This is a genomic window from Pseudomonas sp. UBT (assembly GCF_050915955.1).
GTDB classification, from domain to species: Bacteria; Pseudomonadota; Gammaproteobacteria; order Pseudomonadales; family Pseudomonadaceae; genus Aquipseudomonas; species Aquipseudomonas antarctica_A.
This window is the reverse complement of sequence record NZ_CP168081.1, coordinates 287431-304216: the sequence shown is the minus strand read 5'-3', so window position 1 is coordinate 304216 and position 16786 is coordinate 287431. Positions and strand designations below refer to the sequence as shown.

General features: G+C 59.7%; 14 protein-coding genes and 1 pseudogene. 6 read left to right on the top strand and 9 right to left on the bottom strand.

Annotated elements, in window-relative coordinates:
* Window positions 1-39: 39 nt before the first annotated feature.
* The 3 genes from ACDZ94_RS25855 to ACDZ94_RS25845 all read right to left on the bottom strand — a co-directional run bounded on the left by ACDZ94_RS25855 (window position 40) and on the right by ACDZ94_RS25845 (window position 3001).
* Window positions 40-897 (bottom strand): IS3 family transposase, encoded by an 858-nt coding sequence (locus ACDZ94_RS25855; RefSeq protein ID WP_221296079.1) that lies wholly within the window; start codon window positions 895-897, stop codon window positions 40-42.
* Window positions 894-1187 (bottom strand): transposase, encoded by a 294-nt coding sequence (locus tag ACDZ94_RS25850; protein ID WP_432751624.1) that lies wholly within the window; start codon window positions 1185-1187, stop codon window positions 894-896. The genes ACDZ94_RS25855 and ACDZ94_RS25850 overlap by 4 nt, the downstream gene beginning before the upstream one ends.
* A gap of 950 nt (window positions 1188-2137) precedes the next feature.
* Window positions 2138-3001, bottom strand: coding sequence for a universal stress protein (locus tag ACDZ94_RS25845; protein WP_432751623.1), 864 nt, complete (start codon window positions 2999-3001; stop codon window positions 2138-2140).
* Window positions 3002-3158: 157 nt separating this feature from the next.
* On the opposite strand from ACDZ94_RS25845, the gene ACDZ94_RS25840 reads away from it, so the two are divergent.
* On the top strand, window positions 3159-3761 hold the full coding sequence (locus tag ACDZ94_RS25840; protein WP_128592228.1) for a tRNA-(ms[2]io[6]A)-hydroxylase: 603 nt from the start codon (window positions 3159-3161) through the stop codon (window positions 3759-3761).
* Here the strand turns inward: ACDZ94_RS25840 and ACDZ94_RS25835 are convergent.
* Window positions 3717-4916 (bottom strand): MFS transporter, encoded by a 1200-nt coding sequence (locus ACDZ94_RS25835; RefSeq protein WP_432751622.1) that lies wholly within the window; start codon window positions 4914-4916, stop codon window positions 3717-3719. The two genes, ACDZ94_RS25840 and ACDZ94_RS25835, sit on opposite strands and share 45 nt — an antisense overlap.
* A gap of 157 nt (window positions 4917-5073) precedes the next feature.
* On the opposite strand from ACDZ94_RS25835, the gene ACDZ94_RS25830 reads away from it, so the two are divergent.
* A complete protein-coding gene (locus tag ACDZ94_RS25830; protein ID WP_064452672.1) occupies window positions 5074-5781 on the top strand; it encodes a response regulator in 708 nt (235 codons plus the stop codon).
* Window positions 5782-7059 carry an ATP-binding protein gene (locus ACDZ94_RS25825; RefSeq protein ID WP_064452671.1) on the top strand — a complete coding sequence of 426 codons (1278 nt, stop codon included), beginning with the start codon at window positions 5782-5784 and terminating at the stop codon, window positions 7057-7059.
* A 149-nt stretch (window positions 7060-7208) separates the two neighbouring features.
* Here ACDZ94_RS25825 and ACDZ94_RS25820 read toward each other — a convergent pair whose 3' ends face one another.
* From ACDZ94_RS25820 to ampC, 5 genes and pseudogenes are all read right to left on the bottom strand, one after another.
* Window positions 7209-8000 (bottom strand): MipA/OmpV family protein, encoded by a 792-nt coding sequence (locus ACDZ94_RS25820; RefSeq protein ID WP_432751621.1) that lies wholly within the window; start codon window positions 7998-8000, stop codon window positions 7209-7211.
* 17 nt (window positions 8001-8017) lie between these two features.
* On the bottom strand, window positions 8018-9841 hold the full coding sequence (locus tag ACDZ94_RS25815; protein WP_432751620.1) for a serine hydrolase domain-containing protein: 1824 nt from the start codon (window positions 9839-9841) through the stop codon (window positions 8018-8020).
* Between the two features lie 94 nt (window positions 9842-9935).
* Window positions 9936-10424 carry a GFA family protein gene (locus ACDZ94_RS25810; RefSeq protein ID WP_064452668.1) on the bottom strand — a complete coding sequence of 163 codons (489 nt, stop codon included), beginning with the start codon at window positions 10422-10424 and terminating at the stop codon, window positions 9936-9938.
* A gap of 32 nt (window positions 10425-10456) precedes the next feature.
* Window positions 10457-11144: pseudogene (locus tag ACDZ94_RS25805) on the bottom strand (LysR family transcriptional regulator).
* A 129-nt stretch (window positions 11145-11273) separates the two neighbouring features.
* The gene (gene ampC / locus ACDZ94_RS25800) at window positions 11274-12416 is read right to left on the bottom strand and encodes a class C beta-lactamase (RefSeq protein WP_432751619.1); all 1143 of its coding nucleotides are present in this window, start codon (window positions 12414-12416) and stop codon (window positions 11274-11276) included.
* Between the two features lie 132 nt (window positions 12417-12548).
* Between ampC and ACDZ94_RS25795 the strand changes: the two genes are divergently transcribed.
* The 3 genes from ACDZ94_RS25795 (at window position 12549) to ACDZ94_RS25785 (ending at window position 16764) form a co-directional block, all read left to right on the top strand.
* On the top strand, window positions 12549-13427 hold the full coding sequence (locus ACDZ94_RS25795; protein WP_407016910.1) for a LysR family transcriptional regulator: 879 nt from the start codon (window positions 12549-12551) through the stop codon (window positions 13425-13427).
* Window positions 13428-13501: 74 nt separating this feature from the next.
* Window positions 13502-14686, top strand: a complete 1185-nt coding sequence (locus ACDZ94_RS25790; RefSeq protein WP_064452665.1) for a DUF2252 domain-containing protein — start codon at window positions 13502-13504, stop codon at window positions 14684-14686.
* Between the two features lie 365 nt (window positions 14687-15051).
* On the top strand, window positions 15052-16764 hold the full coding sequence (locus tag ACDZ94_RS25785) for a ShlB/FhaC/HecB family hemolysin secretion/activation protein (protein WP_064452664.1): 1713 nt from the start codon (window positions 15052-15054) through the stop codon (window positions 16762-16764).
* The last annotated feature ends 22 nt before the right edge of the window (window positions 16765-16786 follow it).

The window sequence follows — 16786 nt, the reverse complement described above, 5'->3', positions numbered from 1 at the left end:
TGGACTTGCTCCCTCAAAACGTACGCCATAAAGCGAGCGTTATGCAGTCTGCTTCAGTTGCTTTGCGTAGTCATTAGGTGAGCTGTATCCCAGCGCCGAGTGCAGCCGTGTCGGGTTGTAAAAACCATGGATGTAGCTCGCGATAGATGCGTGAGCCTGTGCTTTGCTGGGATACACACCGGTGGCTTCCTCCTTTTTAAGTGTGGCAAAAAAGCTCTCTGCTACGGCGTTATCCCAGCAGTTACCCTTGCGACTCATGCTTTGTACGAAGCCTCTTTCCATGATCATGCTGCGAAAACCGCTGCCTGTGTACTGCCGGCCTCGATCGGAGTGAAAAATCACACCTTGATCAACCGGCGTTTTCGTCCAGGCATTCAGGAATGCCTGCTGTACCAAACCCTCAGGCATACGCTCCGATAGGCTATAACCGAGTACCTGACGCGTCTGGATGCTGAGCACCACAGCCAAGTACAACCACCCCTGACGCGTCGAAATATAGGTGATATCTCCCACCCATGCGGGTGTTGGGCTTGTCACAGAAAAGCGTCTTTTCAATACGTTGTCAGAAATTGGTTGGATATACCGGTTATCCGTCGAGTGTTTGAACCGAGCCTTGATCTTCCCTCGCAACATTTCTTCTCGCATCAGCCGGGCTACTCGCTTGTGACCAATCGCATATGACCGGCTATGAAGCGCCTTAACCATGCGTGGACGCCCATAAGTGCCGCGACTGGCATGATGAATCGCACGAATTTCCAGGCGAATCACCGCATCTGGATCAGGGCGCTCCTGGCGCTTCAAATAGCCGTGAAAGCCCGACACCGAGACCTCCATCACTCGACATAACAGCCTGACCGGAAAGTGAGTCCGTTCACGGGCGACAAAGGCGTATCTCAGTTGGACTCTCTGGCAAAGAACGCCGTCGCTTTTTTTAGGATTTCTCGCTCCATTTTGAGCGTGGCATTTTCAGCTCGAAGCCGGGCCAGTTCGCTTTCCAAGTCAGAGACCGGGTGCCGAGCGGGAGAACTGAGAGGACGCCCGTTGCGTGCGGCGTCCAGCCAATTCCCTAGGGTTTTGACCGAGATATCCAACTGTCGCGCAGCTTCTCCTCGACCAATGCTTTCAGCAAGTCTCACTGCTTGGGCTTTGAAGTCGTCGGTGTAACTGCGGCGGGTTTGCTGTGACATAGGTGCCTCCAAGGTTGCGATTAAAATATCGCTTCTTGGCGTCCGCTGCGAGGGAGCAAGTCCACCAAAAGGTCTTTGCCCCACCACTCGGTGCCTCGCCCAGGCTCGGCATGCCCTCACTCCGGCTTGAATCCGTGGGCCGCCGCAATGGGCCATCCTTGGCCCAGTGCGGCTAACCCGGCGTCCTGCCGGGTTACCCACGGATTCAAGCCTGCGTTCGGCCAGCGTGGTTAACGGGGCCTGTCAGATCAAAAGCAGATCAAGATCAAAAGCAAGAGCACGGCGGCCTGGTAGCCGACCTGAGTGGTAGAAGCGGAAGCAGGGCAAAAACAGGGCGAAAGCAGAACTGCTTTTCTGTGGGAGCTGGCTTGCCTGCGATGCCGGCACCTCGGTACATCAGGCATGCCCAGCTGATGCCATCGCAGGCAAGCCCGCTCCCACATTTGATTAGGTTCAGCTTCCAAGATCAGGTCGGCTGTCAGGCCGCCTCGGTTTTGCTTTTGATCTAACCACTCAGGTCGGCTACTAGGCCGCCGTGCTCTGCTTTTGATCTTGATCTGTTTTTGATTTTGATCTTGGGCGCCCCGTCAACCACGCTGGCCGAACGCAGGCTTTGGAGCGTGGGTAACCCGGCAGGACGCCGGGTTAGCCGCGATGGGCCAAGGATGGCCCATGGCGGCGGCCCACGGTCCAAAGCCTGCGTGAGGGCACACCGAGCCTAGGCGAGGTGCCGAGTGGTGGGGCAAGAGCCCTTTGGTTACTTTGGGGCTTTTCCAAAGTGACCCGCCGTAAGGGCGGAACCCATGTCAGCCGTGACCCAAACAACGGATATGTACTCAGCGCCCCCCAACAACCACAGCACTCAACCCGTAAAAAAATGTGTAGATACCTATGGCTGTCGCAGGCAAGCCAGCTCCAACAAGGGCGCCTCATTGTCTGAAGGATTTGTTTCAGGCTTTGTTCGCCAGCTCCTCCAGGTGATCCATCAGCTCCTGCGGCTTGAGCACCAGCACATCGCCTTCCACCGCATCCAGCACCACTTCCGCCGTATTGCCGATCAACGCCCCGGAAATACCCGTGCGCGCCACGGTGCCGATGATGGTCACCGCGGCCTGCAAGGCATGTGCAGCATGTGGGATCAATACATCGGCCGGACCTTCTTCGATATGCAGGTGCGCGTCATCCACGTCGAACTCGGCCTGGAACGCCTTGCACTGCTCGCGATAGCGCGCCTCAATGGTTTCCTTGAGCTGGAATGTGGGATCTGCCGCCGACAACATCGGCGACGGATGGGCGCTGATCACGTGCAATTGCGCCTTGGCCAGGCGTGCAATGTCGAAGCCATGGTCGATGATGGTGTTGTGCAACGCCTGGTGTTCGCTGTCACGGTTGCCCACATCAATTGCCGCCAGCACGACCTTGTCGGCCCAGGGCGTTGACGTTTTCACCAGCAGCACTGGGCTGGGGCAGTAGCGCAGCAATTTCCAGTCCGCCGGCGTCAGCAGGGCCTTTTTCAGCGGGCTGTCCGCGAAATGTTGCTTGACCACCAGGCCACAGCCCTCGGCCTGCTGCACATCGATGATGGTTTCGTGCAGGCTGTCATTCCACGCTTGCTCGGTGGTCACGCTGTAGCCGTCTTCGTGCAAGCCGGACTTGAGCAGGCTCAGCATCGCCGAATGCTCGTGTTTTTTGTCGCAGACCAGCAAATGCAGGTGCGCGCCGGTTACCCCGGCGATCAACTTGGCGCGCTTGAGGGCCAGGCTTTCCGAATGCTCGGGCTCGATGACCACGAGGATGCTGCGGATGGCTTGCATGGACGGATCTCCAGAGACGGAAGAAGAGGGGCCTGGGACAACTATAGTTGCTGCCCGCCAGACGTCATGTTGATGCACATCAAAGCCTGCGGCTGGTGGTCTGCAGCGGGGTCGGTATAATCGGCGCCCTTTTGTGATCCTTTTGCCCGTGAGCCCGATGAACCTGCCCGAAATCCACGAATTCCTCGGCTGCCGCACCCCCGACGCTTGGGTCCAGGCCGCGTTGGCCGATCAGGAAACCCTGCTGATCGACCACAAGAACTGCGAATTCAAAGCTGCCAGTACCGCCTTGAGCCTGATCGCCAAGTACCACGCCCATGTTGACCTGATCACTATGATGTCGCGCCTGGCCCGCGAAGAACTGGTGCACCACGAACAAGTGATGCGCCTGATCAAAAAGCGCAAGATCGAGCTGCGCCAACTGCACGCCGGCCGTTATGCCTCGGGTTTGCGCAAAGTGGTGCGCAGCCACGAGCCGGTCAAACTGGTGGATACGCTGGTGGTCGGCGCCTTTATCGAAGCGCGCAGTTGCGAGCGTTTCGAAGCCTTGGTGCCGCATTTGGACGACGAACTCGGTAAGTTCTATTTCGGTTTGCTCAAAAGCGAAGCGCGGCACTTTCAGGGTTACCTGAAGCTGGCGTACCAGTACGGTGACGCCAAGGACATCGCTCAGGTGATCGAGCGGGTAAGGGCAGCCGAGCAGGAACTCATCGAATCACCCGACGTCGAGTTCCGCTTTCACAGTGGCGTGCCAGCCTGAAGCCACGGCCACGCCAATCAGTGCGGTGATGCCGGCTATCAGCAGGATCACCGTCTGCGTGCCCAAAGGCGCGGCCAGCACCGCAATCGCCAGGCCCGCCAGCGGCTGGGCCAGGTTGTTCAATAATGTGATAACGCCCACCGTCTTGCCAAAGTCCTGTACCGGAATCACCCGCTGACGGGTGCTGCGCAGGTACACGTTGAACATCTTGTCGAAGCCGGTGACCAGCAGGAAACCAACCGTGTAGGCCCCAACCCCGGGGCTGATGGCCGTGATCAACGCGCCCACGGCAATCATCGAGTACGACAGCCCGCCCACTACCTTCAACGGCAGTGTGGCGCGAGCCAGGTAAAACAGAATGGCGATCGTCACCACCGCGCCCGCCGCCTGCAGCAAGGCATAGGCATCCTTGCCCGCTGCAAACTGGCCGGTGACCATCGCCGCCGAAGTCGCCAGCGTCACACCGATGATCAGGTTCACACCCACTGCCAACGTGATGATGCGCTTCAATTCCACCAGGTTGCAGATATGCCCGAATGCGATGCGCAGGGGGTGCAGCCAGATATCGTGATGCTGTTCATGACGCTCTAAATTCACCGTGGTGTTGCGCTGCCACACCCGCATCGCCAGGTCCGCCAGCACAAACAGCCCGGCAATCCCGATGACGACCCAATGCCAGGGCCAGACTTCCAGCATCAGTGCCGCTACCAGCGGCCCCAATACCAGGCCGCTCTGGTCGGCGATTTGCGAGTAGGACAACGTTTTGGCGTAGGTGTAGTGCTTGAAGATATGCGGCATGACCACTTCCCGCGCCATGATGCCCTGGGTGGTCAACACGCCGCACAGCGCAGACAGGATCACCAGCCAGTAAATACCGTCGAACACCCCGTACAGCGCCACCGCCACCACGCACGCCAGCGCCCGGTAAACCTGGCTGATATGCAGAATGCGCACGGGTGAAAACTTGTCGCACAAGGCGCCGCACACCGGGAACGCCAGGTAACGCGGCAGTGATTCGACAAAGAATGCCAGCCCCGCCCATGAAACACTCTGGGTGGTCTGGAACACGATCAATGGCACGATAAACAATAGAATCTGGTCGGCCAGCCGCGACAGGAACAGCGAAACAAAAAACGCCAGGTAATCCTTGCGCATACAACTCCCTGTGAATGGCGTTAAAGATTGCGGGGTATTTGTTAAAAACTCTTAAAAGCATGAAGCTTCGTCGGCCCGTAATGGCCGGTTGCTTCTGTTGTTCAGCTTGCCACCTATAATGCCCGCACTTCAATCCGCGCATCCACACTGAGAATTTATGGAAAACCTGGGTCTGGGCAAGGTCCTGCTCGTTGAGGACGATGAAAAGCTGGCAGGGCTGATCGCGCATTTCCTGTCACAACACGGTTTCGAGGTGCGCGTTGTGCACCGAGGCGATCAGGCCCTGGCGGCATTCCTCGACTTCAAGCCGAAGATCGTCGTGCTCGACCTGATGTTACCCGGCCAGAGCGGCCTGCACGTGTGCCGCGAGATTCGTAATGTATCCGACACGCCCATCGTGATCCTGACCGCCAAGGAAGATGACCTGGACCATATTCTGGGCCTGGAGTCCGGGGCCGACGACTATGTGATCAAACCGATCAAACCGCCGGTATTGCTGGCACGCTTGCGCGCCCTGCAACGCCGCCAGGTGCCCGAGCCCACCGTGCGTGGTTCACTGGAGTTTGGCCGGTTGTCGATTGATCGCAGTTGCCGGGTGGTCAGCCTGGGCGATGAGAAGATCGACCTCACCACCATGGAATTCGAGTTGCTGTGGTTGTTGGCCAGCAGCTCGGGGAAAATCCTCTCCCGCGACGACATTCTCAACCGCATGCGCGGTATTGCCTTCGACGGCCTTAACCGCAGCGTCGACGTTTACATCAGCAAATTGCGCGGCAAGCTCAACGACAATCCTCGTGAGCCGGTGTGCATCAAGACTATTTGGGGCAAGGGTTACCTGTTCAATCCGTTTGCGTGGGAGGTTTAGATGCTGCGCCTGTTTCTGCGCCTGTATGTGATTCTGGCGCTCGGTTTGGCGGGGGCGATCTGGTTGGTCAACTACACCTTCGACGAGTTATTGCCCGAGGCCAACGAAGTGTATAACCGCGAAGCCCTGCGCGGCCCGGCTTACGGGCTGGTGGAGCAACTTCGGCCTCTGCAAGGGCCGGCCCGGGACGCTCGCCTGGCAGAGCTTCAACCCCATTACGGGTTGCGCCTTAAGTTGGTGTTGCGCGATAGCCTGGCGCTGGATGAGCGCGAGCAAAAACTCCTGGCGGACGGCCAACTGGTGGTGCGTGGGGACTTTATGGAGTTCATCACCAATATTGACGACGGCCCGCAGTTGCTGGACATCAAGTTGCCCGAAGAGCCCAAATGGTTATACCTGTGGGCCTATGGTTTCCTGGGGGTGAGCCTGGCCATCGTGTTGTATTTCTGGGTACGCCCGCACTGGCGCGACCTGGAGCATATTCGCCTGGCTGCGCAACGCTTTGGCGACAACGACCTGGCGTCGCGCATCCTGCTGCCGCGCCGCTCCACGGTGCGCGAGCTGGCCGGGCACTTCAACCAGATGGCCGAGCGCATCGAAAGCCTGATCGCCAACCAGCGTGAACTGACCAACGCCGTCTCCCACGAGTTGCGCACGCCGATTGCGCGCTTGTCGTTTGAACTCGATCAACTCAAACAACAGGCCGACCCGCGCCAGAGCCGCGCGCTGATCGCCGACATGTATGCCGACCTGGGCGAACTGGAAGAAATGGTCTCCGAACTGCTCACCTACGCCAGCCTGGAGCGCGGCGCCACCCAGGTCACCCGGGAAAATATCGAGGCCCACAGTTGGCTCGACAGTGTCATCGGCAGCGTGGCCCTGGAGGCGGAAGCGGCGGGGGTGCAGCTGACGTTGCGCACGTGCGAGGTCGACTTTATCCAGATCGAACCGCGCTTTATGGCCCGCGCGGTGATCAACCTGCTGCGCAACGCCATTCGTTATGCCGAGCGTCGTGTGGAAGTGTCGTTGGTCAAGTTCGGCAGCGGTTACGCGGTGCAGGTCAATGACGATGGCCCGGGTGTGCCGTTGGACGGCCGCGCCAAGATCTTCGAGCCTTTCCTGCGTCTGGACACCAGCCGCGACCGCCGTACGGGTGGGTTCGGCTTGGGCCTGGCGCTGGTAAAACGGGTCAGCCAGTGGCACGGCGGGCAGGTGGAAGTGCTGGATTCGGAGTGGGGCGGAGCGTCGTTCCGGATGACGTGGGCGTATGCCGAGTAAGGCTTGAGGCAAGCAGGGTGTTGTTCTGTTAACCGATTCAGTGTGGGCGCTGGCTTGCCGGCGATAACGGACGGTCAGCTAACATTTGTATAGCTGACACACTGTCATCGCAGGCAAGCCAGCGCCCACATTTTTATCAGGCTACCCGATCAGAACGTATATTCCACAACCCCCATCACCGGCGTCTGCAACCGTCGCTCCACAATCGGGCTTTTGCCCGCCTCATCTGCCAGGTATTGCACATCCAGCAAGGTCGAGAACTGGGTGTGCTCACTGATCGGCAGGCTCCACACCAGGTTCATGCCATTGCTGATATTGCCCGCACCGGCCTTGTATGCCTTGAACCGGCTTTGCGCGGCCTGGCCGGTGGTCACGCCGTACCAGGTTTGCAGGTAATTACGGTCGCCGAAGTGGCTGCTGAGGCCGGCATCGACGGAGCCGAAGCGGCCCTCATAAAGCGTGGTTCCCAGGTTCAGTTCCAGGTGGGTGTAAGCCTTGCCGGTGTCCTTGTGGTCATCTTCCTTGAGCGCGTGTTCCAGGGTTGCGCCGACTATCACACCGCCCAGGTTGTAGGCCGCACTCACGCCCAATTGCGCGCGTGACTTGATCTCGCCCAGGCCTTTGAGGCGGTTGGAACCGGCATGCAAACTTTGGCTTTTATCCTTGCGTGAGGCGCTGGCACCGACATAGGCGCTAAAACTCAGGGCATTGCCTTCGTAACCCCAGCCCAAGCCCTTGCTCGTATCGAGGAAAATCCCCCAAGGGCTGACGATTTCGCCGCCCAGCACTGGCGCGGTCATGCGTTCGTCGCTGCCGCTGTAGCGTGGCGCGTTGGCCACGCCGGCCTTGAGGCTGTATTGCCAGTCTTCGGCAATCGCGGTGTCGGCGGCGGCGAGCAGGCACAGTGAGGTGAATGACAGGCACAGGTTTTTTGAGCGCATCAGGCGGTTCTTCCGTGTTAGAAATTCAATAGGTTGTGGGGCGATTGCGTGCGTTTGAAGGAGTAGCCCGAAGCGCTGAGGCCGTTGACCTGGCGGCTCACGGTGTCGCCCAGGCCGTAGCCATTGCCGGCCAGCACGGCGTGGGCGTTGTCGACCGGGAGCAGGATGTAGTCGGTCAGCGGCTCGTTGTGCAATTGGCCGCGAATCACCAGGAAGCCTTCTTCGAGGCGCACGCTGATACCGCTCAGCGGTGCATCGGGCTCATGGGTGTTAAGCACCTGGTAGGTGCCGATGGTGTCGGCCCAGGCCACTGGCAAAGGCGGCGGTTCGATGCGCTCGCCGATGGCGAGGCGCTGGCCGTGGCTACGGGCAGTGAGCATCTGGCGACCTTGCACCGTGACCACGTCCAGCTGCACCCGGCCCAGTTCGCCGAGGTCCTTGAGCCAGACACCGAGGACTTTTTTCTGCGCGCGCAGCCAGCCGTGCTCATCGCGCAACAATTCGAAGTCGAACCCGGCCAGCTCGCCGGACAGCCGATTATTGTCATCCTTGATCCGGAACACTCCCCAGGCCGTGGCATAAAAGCCGGCCAGACGCTTGCGGTCGATGGCGGCCGGCACGTGACGCAACTTGAGCCCTTGGTTGGGTGCCTGGCAGTCGTCGGCGCAGATGGATTGGCCGGTTTGCGCCTGGAGCATCAGGCGCAGCGTCTCGGTGGCCATTCGGGCGACCAGTTCTTCGGCGTTGCCGTCATTGGCCATGATGATCACCGCCAATTGCTGGTCCGGCAGCACGCTCAACTGCGCCGCAAAATCGTCGCCGCCGCCACTGTGCTGATAGGTGCGCACACCGGGGCCGATCGGTTCATCGCCGCACGGCGCCAAAAACCAGCCCAGGCCCATCTGGCAATCGAAATCCAGGGCATTGCCGGTGTTTTGCTGGGTGAACATCTCATCAATCGATGCGCTGCCCAACACGCGATGACCTTTATAGAGGCCTTGGGCGAACAGCATCCGCACGTAGTGGCTGAGGTCTTTGGGGCTTGCCCATAAGCCCCCGGCGGCGAGGTCCCGGACGTGTGCATCGGTACTCGCCACACCGTCTTCGTAGCCCAACGCGCGGAAGCTCAACTGCGTACCGGTGCCGACAAAACTCGACTGGTTCATCTCCAGTGGCTTGAGCAGGCTGCTTTGCAATTGCGCTTCGAAACTTTTGCCGCTGCTGCGTTCAATGGCGGCGCCGACCAACGAATAACCCAGGTTGGAATAGGCGACTTGCGAGCCCGGCGGGCTGCTCAGCCAAACGCCGGATACGCGCATCGGCATCTGGCCCATGGCGAAAGTGCTGCGCACGTCACGCAGGTGTTCGCTGGGCAAACCGGACTGGTGGCTGAGCAAGCGGCGCAGGGTGATATCGCGGTCGGCGGCCGCCTGGTCGCTGTGAAAGCGCGAGCGCACGTGGAACTCGCGCAGCGTCTGCTGGATCGGCGCATCCAGCGCCAGGCGCTGTTGCTCGACCAGTTGCAGCGCCGCCGTGGCCGTGAGCAGTTTGGCGATGCCGCCGGCGCGAAACGCCGTGTTGGGTGTCACCGGCACACCTTGGGCCTTGTCGGCCACGCCGAACCCGCGCGCCCAGATCAGCTCCTGGCCATTGACCAGCGCAATCGACAGGCCGGGTACGTTCTCACGTGCCATTTCCTGGGGAATGCGGGTTTGCAGGTAACGAATGATCGCGCCGTAATCGCCTTTGGGAATCGGCGGCGGGGCAGGCGGTTGCACATGGCAACCGATACTGCCGAGCAGGCAACCCAATAGCGGAATACCGCGCAATGTGCGAAACATGAAGAGCACCCGGATGGTGGTTTGGATGCTCGAATGCTAGGGTGCCGCCGGCCAACAATCTTTGAGAGCTTTGTCGGGAAACTGTCAAAGACTGTTAACGCGTCAGCCCTAATCGCTCATGCCACTGGGCAATGGACTCTTCGGGGTATTCATCGAACTGTACGTCGCCTTTTCGCACGCTGACTTCGACCCATGGGGCCTTGGAACCGAGCATCAAATGCGTGTGTTGCGGCGGTACCGGCAACGGCGTGTCGATGGCCGAGGCGAAGGGGTGGATCAGTTCCGGCCACTCTGGGCTGAACAGCCACAGGGCGCTGCCGCATTGCGAGCAGAAATGCCGTTCGGCAGTGCTTGCATGGGCGCGGCTGGCGCCGTCCGGCTTGAGGCGGGCGTGGTAGATCGAAATGTGTTTGCGACCTTGAACCTTCAGGCTTTGCGTATCACCGGCCAGGTTGATCGCATAACCGCCGCCGCCCTGGGTCTTGCGGCAGATCGAGCAGTAGCAGCGTTGGTAGGGGTAGGGGTGCTGGCTGGTCAGGCTGAACGTGACGGCGCCGCAATGGCAGGAACCTTCAAGTTGCATGGGAGTCTCCTCTGGCAAGGTGACTGTTGAGCTTAGGCGCTTTGCGGCATCAATGTGGCAATCAATGCCCGAATAGTGCCAGGCAGCGCTTCCAGTTCACGCACCAGGATACTGCGTTCGCGAATGGTCCAGGGCTCGTCCAGCTTCACCGAGGGCTGATTGGCCAGCGGGTGGTCTACCGGGACCATTAACACCCGCTCATCCGTGCTGAAGTGCAGCACCTGCAAGCCCGCGGCTTCTAACGGCTCGGCAATGATGCCCATGTCACTGGTGCCATCCAGCACGCCGCGCACGATATCGCGGGACAGGCGTTTCTTGCAGGTCGACGGTCACGCCCGGGCGCTGGGACAAAAAGCCCGCCAGCACCCCCGGCAGAAACGCGGTCACCGCCGTGGTGTTGGCAAAGATGCGGATATGCCCCGCGGAGTCCACGCCGTACTGGGTGAATTCGCTTTTCAGGTAATCCACCTGGCGCATGATCAGCCGCGCAGGGTGCAGCAACCGATCGCCCGCCGGGGTGATTTCCACGCCACGGCTGTCGCGGTACAACAGGCGCATATCCAACTGGCCTTCCAGCGCCGTGATCCGCGCACTGGCAGCGGCCGGCGAGTGAAACGCACGCTTGGCGCCCTGGCTCAGGCTGGGGGATTCGGCGATATGGATAAACAGGCGCAGGTCGGCGAGATCGAAGTGCTTGGCGGCGTCGGTGTGTACACGAATCTCATCACAATAAAGATCCAAGTGTGGGAGCGGGCTTGCTCGCGAATACGGTGTATCAGCCACAGATGTGTTGACTGACACGCCACCCTCGCGAGCAAGCCCGCTCCCACATTTGGTTTTTGCCAGGCGTTAGTGGTCCATCGCGCTCAAGATCGTATAGGCCAACTTGACCCGCTCAGAATTCGGGTAGTTCTTGTTTGCCAGAATCACCACGCCCATGTCCTTGCTCGGCACGTACACCACGTACGCCCCAAAACCACCGGTTGAGCCGGTTTTGTTGTACAGCACGTTGGCCGGCTGCGGCTGTGCGGGTGTCAGCCAAGTGACCTTGTGCGGCTCCATCGCCATTGGCGTGGAGTTGCCGTCCAGCAATGCGTTCAGCGTGATCGGGTAGGGGTAGCGTTCCCAGCCCAGGCCCTGGGTCATGCCGTTCACGGTGTAGTAACCGGCGTGAGTCGCCGCGATGGCTTGTTGCAGCGGCTTTTCCAGGGTTTGCGGGTGCATGTTCACCATCACGTAGTGAGCCAGGTCCTGGGTGCTGGTCTTGATGCCGTAGGCTTCGCTGTCGAGTGCGCCAGGGCTCACGCGCACGGGTTTCTGGAGCTTGTCATAGCCTTGGGCGTACTGGCCGGACTTGTCGGCGGGCACGCTGACGTGGGTATTGGTCAAGCCCAGTTTGGGCAGCAGGGTTTTCTGCATGGCCACGTTGAACGGCTGGCCAAGGCTTTGCGCCGAGAGGTAGCCGAACAGCCCGATGCTCGGGTTGGAATACAGGCGTTGCGCGCCCGGTGCGTAAGTCGGTTTCCAATGCTGGAAGTAGCCGAGCATGTTCTCGGCGCTGTCGGCGGCGTCGGGAAACTGCAGGGGCAAGCCGCCTGGCGTGTAGGTCGCCAGTTGCAGCAGGCTGATCTGGTCGAAGGCGCTGCCGTCCAGTGCGGACAGGTGCTCGCTGGCCTTGTCCGAGAGCTTGAGCTTGCCGGTCGCCTGGGCATAGCCGCCGAGGGTGGCGGTGAAGGTTTTGCTCACTGAACCGATTTCAAACAGGGTGTCCTCGGTCACCGGCTGTTGTGTGTCTTTGTTCGCTACGCCGTAGTTAAAGTATTGCGCCTTGCCTTTGTTGACCACGGCGATGGACAGGCCGGGGATGCCTTGTTGTTGCATCAAAGGTACGACGCTGGTGTCGACGACCTGGCGAATATCGGCGTCTGCCATGCAGGTGCCGGAGCCGAGCAATAAGGCCGATATCAGCATTTTTTGTAGTGCGTGGTTCATGGTGGTTCGCTTCCCTATAAATGATGCTCTGACAATCGAGGCCTGCGCAGGCGCCGCAAATCTAAGTGGATTTTGCCCCTTCGACAAACGATGATATCTCGCACCAGCCATTAGAAAAATTTGGGGTAAGCCATGCTGCGTTCCCACTTGCCGCTCAATGCCCTGCGTGCATTCGAGGCGTCGGCCCGTCACTTGAGCTTTACCCGGGCAGCCATTGAGCTGTGTGTGACCCAGGCGGCGGTGAGCCATCAGGTCAAAAGCCTGGAAGCCCAACTGAATGTCACCTTGTTCAAGCGCCTGCCACGCGGCTTGATGCTGACCAGTGAGGGCGAAACCCTGCTGCCGGTGTTGCGCGAGTCCTTCGACCGTATTGCACATACCTTAGGCCAGTTCGAGGGCGGGCATTACCGCGAAGTGCTCACCGTGGGCGCGGTCGGCACTTTTGCCGTCGGCTGGTTGTTGCCGCGCCTGCCGGAGTTCCAGAGCCGCTATCCGTTTATCGACCTGCGACTGTCTACGCACAACAACCGCGTCGACGTGGCCGCCGAAGGTCTGGATTACGCTATTCGTTTTGGCGCAGGCGCTTGGCATGGCACCGAGGCCTGCCAACTGCTGGAAGCGTCGTTGACGGTATTGTGCGTGCCTGCACTCGCCGAGCAATTACACACACCTGCCGATGTGCTCAAACATACCTTGCTGCGCTCCTACCGCGCCGATGAGTGGAACCTGTGGTTCCAGGCCGCCGGGCTGCCGGCCGACACCCTGATACCGCGCAATATCGTGTTCGACTCCTCACTGGCAATGATGGAGGCAGCCTTGCAAGGCATCGGCGTGGCGCTGGCGCCAGCGATGATGTTCTCGCGGCAACTGGCGACGGATGTGATTCGCCAGCCGTTCGACGTGGGCATCACCACTGGCAGTTATTGGCTGACGCGCTTGCAGTCGCGGGCTGAAACCTCGGCAATGCAAGCGTTTAAAAGTTGGCTGACCGAGTGTGCACAACAGCAGTGAGATTTTTCCTTGAAACAAAATGAAACATTCTCGACGGGCTACCCTCTACTGTCTCCCTCGTCACGAGTTCACCCATGAAAACCCCGCGTCCCTCCGATCGCATGCCCCACCTCACGCAATTGCGCAACTTGAAGATGGCGCGTTCCGCCCACGCCTACGTGCGTGGCAGCACGGTGCAGTTCTATGAATGGCTGCACAGTCTCCCTGGCCGCCGTTTGCCCCACGGCCCGGCGATCTGGATTTGTGGTGATTGTCACGCGGGCAACTTGGGGCCTACCGGCGACAACAAGGGCCGTATTGACATGCATATACGTGACCTTGACCAGACCGTGATCGGCAACCCGGCCCACGACCTGGTGCGTCTGGCCTTATCCCTGGCCACCGCCGCGCGCGGCTCGGACCTGCCGGGGGTGACCACCGCGCGCATGCTCGAAGAAATGATGGTGGGCTACGAGCAAGCCTTCAAAGACGAACCCGACGAAGTGCCGCCACGCCCCTCCCAGGTCAAGGCCGGCATGCGCAGCGCGGTGGAGCGCACCTGGAAAAACCTGGCGCGTGAACGCATCGAAAATGCACGGCCGACGATTCCACTGGGCAAGCATTTCTGGTCGTTGTCGCGGGCAGAGAAGAGCGCCTTGCAAACGTTGTGCGCCTCCGATGAGCTTCATCAGTTGGTCACCTCACTCAAAGGCCGGCCCAAAGACGCCAAGGTTGAGCTGCTGGACTCGGCTTATTGGGTCAAGGGTTGCAGCTCCTTGGGCTTGTTGCGCTATGCGGCGCTGCTGGGCGTAGGCGACAAGGACGATCAGGAGTATTGCCTGATCGACATCAAGGAAGCCGTCGGCGCTGCCGCACCCCGCGCAGCACGGGCCAAGATGCCCCGCGACAATGGCCGGCGTGTGGTGGAAGGCGCCCGCCAGCTGTCACCGGGCCTGGGTGGGCGCATGATCGCGACGCGTTTTCTCGACCATGGTTTTTTCATCCGTGAATTGCTGCCCCAGGACATGAAGCTGGAGCTGGACGAACTCAGCGAGACCGACGCCATGCACGCCGCCGGATACCTGGCCCGCGTAGTCGGCATTGCCCACGCACGGCAGATGGACCGCGAGACGCGCAAGGACTGGATGGCAACATTGCAGGAAAACCGCTCTAAACAACTGGATGCACCGTCGTGGTTATGGACCAGTGTGGTGCAGTTGGTCGGCAGCCATGAGCAGGGTTATCTCAACCATTGTCGGCGGTATGCGTTGGAGCACTAACGACGCTAAGGCGTCGCACTGGAACACATTAGGGTGTTCCAGTGGATGCCCTTCATCACTTGAAGTTGAGGTGCCGCAACGGCGGAATGTGAGAGTAACTTTGTTACTGTTTGTGTTTTTTAAGACGTTTCGCGCAAATCCTAGGCGATCTCCTATTTAAATTTTTATTATTTTGTGAGTGTCAAGTGCTTGTCATTTGCCGTTCATCTGAATTAGTAATGGTTGTTTAAAGTGATAAATTAAAAAAGTGATTATAAATCAATAGCTTAATAAATATTCTAACGTAAATATCACGGTTGCCAGAATCTTGGCATGCTCCAGGTTCGATGATAGCTTGCCGCCATTGTTTTTCGACGGAACGAAATATGTACCTGCTCACGCCATGGACTCGGCCATTACTGTGCCTGACGTTATTGTGCCTTAGTGCCCCTGACAGCGCCTTTGCCGCGACCAATCCTGGTGACCAGGACTTGATTCGCGACCGGCAAAACCGCCTGTTGGAAGAACAACAACGGCGTCTTGAAGAACTCAAGGACCTGCCTGGCAAAGAGGTAAACCCGGTGGCTCCCGCCGGCCCGGTGGACACCCGCTGTTTCCCCATCCAGCACATCGAACTCAAAGGTGCCGACAGCCTTTCTGGCGTTGAGCGCGAGCGCCTGCTCAAGTCCTATGTTGATCAGTGCCTGGGCGTTTCCCAGCTCAATCAACTACTCAAGCGCGTTACCGACTATTACATCGTCAAAGGCCTGGTCACCAGCCGCGCCTACTTGCCGCAGCAAGACCTGTCCAGTGGTCGTCTGCAAGTCTTGGTAGTGGAGGGCAAACTTGAAGGCGTAAAAGGCGCCGACAACAGCAAGCTGTCCGATCGCGAACTGGCCATGGCCTTTCCCGGCAACAACGGTGACTTGCTCAACCTGCGAGAAGTCGAGCAAGCCATCGATCAGCTTAATCGCTTGCCTTCCAACCAGGCACAAATGGAACTGACGCCGGGCAGTGCTGTTGGCGGCAGTACCGTGTTGGTCAAGAACAACCCGCAAAAACCTTGGCGTGCCAGCCTGTCGCGCAATAACGATGGGCAGCGCAGCACCGGCGAGCAGCAGTGGGGCACCGGCTTTGAGTGGGATAGCCCGCTGGGCCTGGCTGATCAACTGGTGCTGCGCGGCGGCCACGACGCCATCAGCGACCACCAGAAAACCTCAAAAAACGCGATGCTCTACTACAACGTGCCGTGGGGTTGGTGGAACTTCAGTTACAGCTACAACCAGAGCGATTACCGCTCAGTGGCCAAAGGCGACGGCTTTGACTTCAAGCAAACCGGCGACAGCCAAAACCACCAGTTGCGCGCCGAGCGCGTGATCCACCGCGACGCCCTGAGCAAAACCTCGGTGAACGTTGGCCTGGCCCACCTGCGCACCAACAACTACATCAACGACAACCACCTCAAAGAGAGCAGCAATCGCCTCAGTGAGTTGCAGTTGGGCATCAACCATGGGCGTCGCATTGGCAGCGCCTTCGTCAACCTCGACGTCGGTATGCAGAACGGCACCGGCGCCTTCGACGCCCAGGGCAATCACAACCCGGGGCCTGGCGTGCCGGACGCGCGCTACCGCAAATACACCGCCACCGTCAGCTACCTGCAACCGTTCAAGCTGTGGGGCGAGTCGTTCAGTTTTATCAGCCTGGCCACCGGCCAACGCAGTGAAGACGTGTTGTTCAGCCCCCAGCGCATGAGCCTCGGTGGCGCCTCATCGGTACGCGGTTTCAAAGACCAGCAGCTCAATGGCGACAGCGGCGGCTATTGGCGCAATGACCTGCGCTGGAGCCGCCCGGTGACGCTCGACTGGCTGCGCCCGGTGTTCGGCGAATACGGCGCCAGTGTCGGCTATGACCAAGGTGTTATCCGTAACGCTCGCTACAACCGGGAAGTGCATGGCCGGGTGTCGAGCAATTCGTTTGAGCTGTTCGCCCGTGGCCAGCACGTTAGCACCAGCGTGACCTTTGCCCACTCGCTGGAACGACCGGCCGCGCTGCTTGACCGCGAAGCGCCGATCTACTTTCGCATGGATTTTTTCCTCTAATTCAACGCCCAGTTGCATCGAG

Coding starts and splice junctions, on each gene's coding strand:
- ACDZ94_RS25850 (WP_432751624.1), bottom strand. CDS start 1,187: ATGTCACAGCAAACCCGCCGCAGTTACACCGACGACTTCAAAGCCCAA.
- ACDZ94_RS25845 (WP_432751623.1), bottom strand. CDS start 3,001: ATGCAAGCCATCCGCAGCATCCTCGTGGTCATCGAGCCCGAGCATTCG.
- ACDZ94_RS25840 (WP_128592228.1), top strand. CDS start 3,159: ATGAACCTGCCCGAAATCCACGAATTCCTCGGCTGCCGCACCCCCGAC.
- ACDZ94_RS25835 (WP_432751622.1), bottom strand. CDS start 4,916: ATGCGCAAGGATTACCTGGCGTTTTTTGTTTCGCTGTTCCTGTCGCGG.
- ACDZ94_RS25830 (WP_064452672.1), top strand. CDS start 5,074: ATGGAAAACCTGGGTCTGGGCAAGGTCCTGCTCGTTGAGGACGATGAA.
- ACDZ94_RS25825 (WP_064452671.1), top strand. CDS start 5,782: ATGCTGCGCCTGTTTCTGCGCCTGTATGTGATTCTGGCGCTCGGTTTG.
- ACDZ94_RS25820 (WP_432751621.1), bottom strand. CDS start 8,000: ATGCGCTCAAAAAACCTGTGCCTGTCATTCACCTCACTGTGCCTGCTC.
- ACDZ94_RS25815 (WP_432751620.1), bottom strand. CDS start 9,841: ATGTTTCGCACATTGCGCGGTATTCCGCTATTGGGTTGCCTGCTCGGC.
- ACDZ94_RS25810 (WP_064452668.1), bottom strand. CDS start 10,424: ATGCAACTTGAAGGTTCCTGCCATTGCGGCGCCGTCACGTTCAGCCTG.
- ampC (WP_432751619.1), bottom strand. CDS start 12,416: ATGAACCACGCACTACAAAAAATGCTGATATCGGCCTTATTGCTCGGC.
- ACDZ94_RS25795 (WP_407016910.1), top strand. CDS start 12,549: ATGCTGCGTTCCCACTTGCCGCTCAATGCCCTGCGTGCATTCGAGGCG.
- ACDZ94_RS25790 (WP_064452665.1), top strand. CDS start 13,502: ATGAAAACCCCGCGTCCCTCCGATCGCATGCCCCACCTCACGCAATTG.
- ACDZ94_RS25785 (WP_064452664.1), top strand. CDS start 15,052: ATGTACCTGCTCACGCCATGGACTCGGCCATTACTGTGCCTGACGTTA.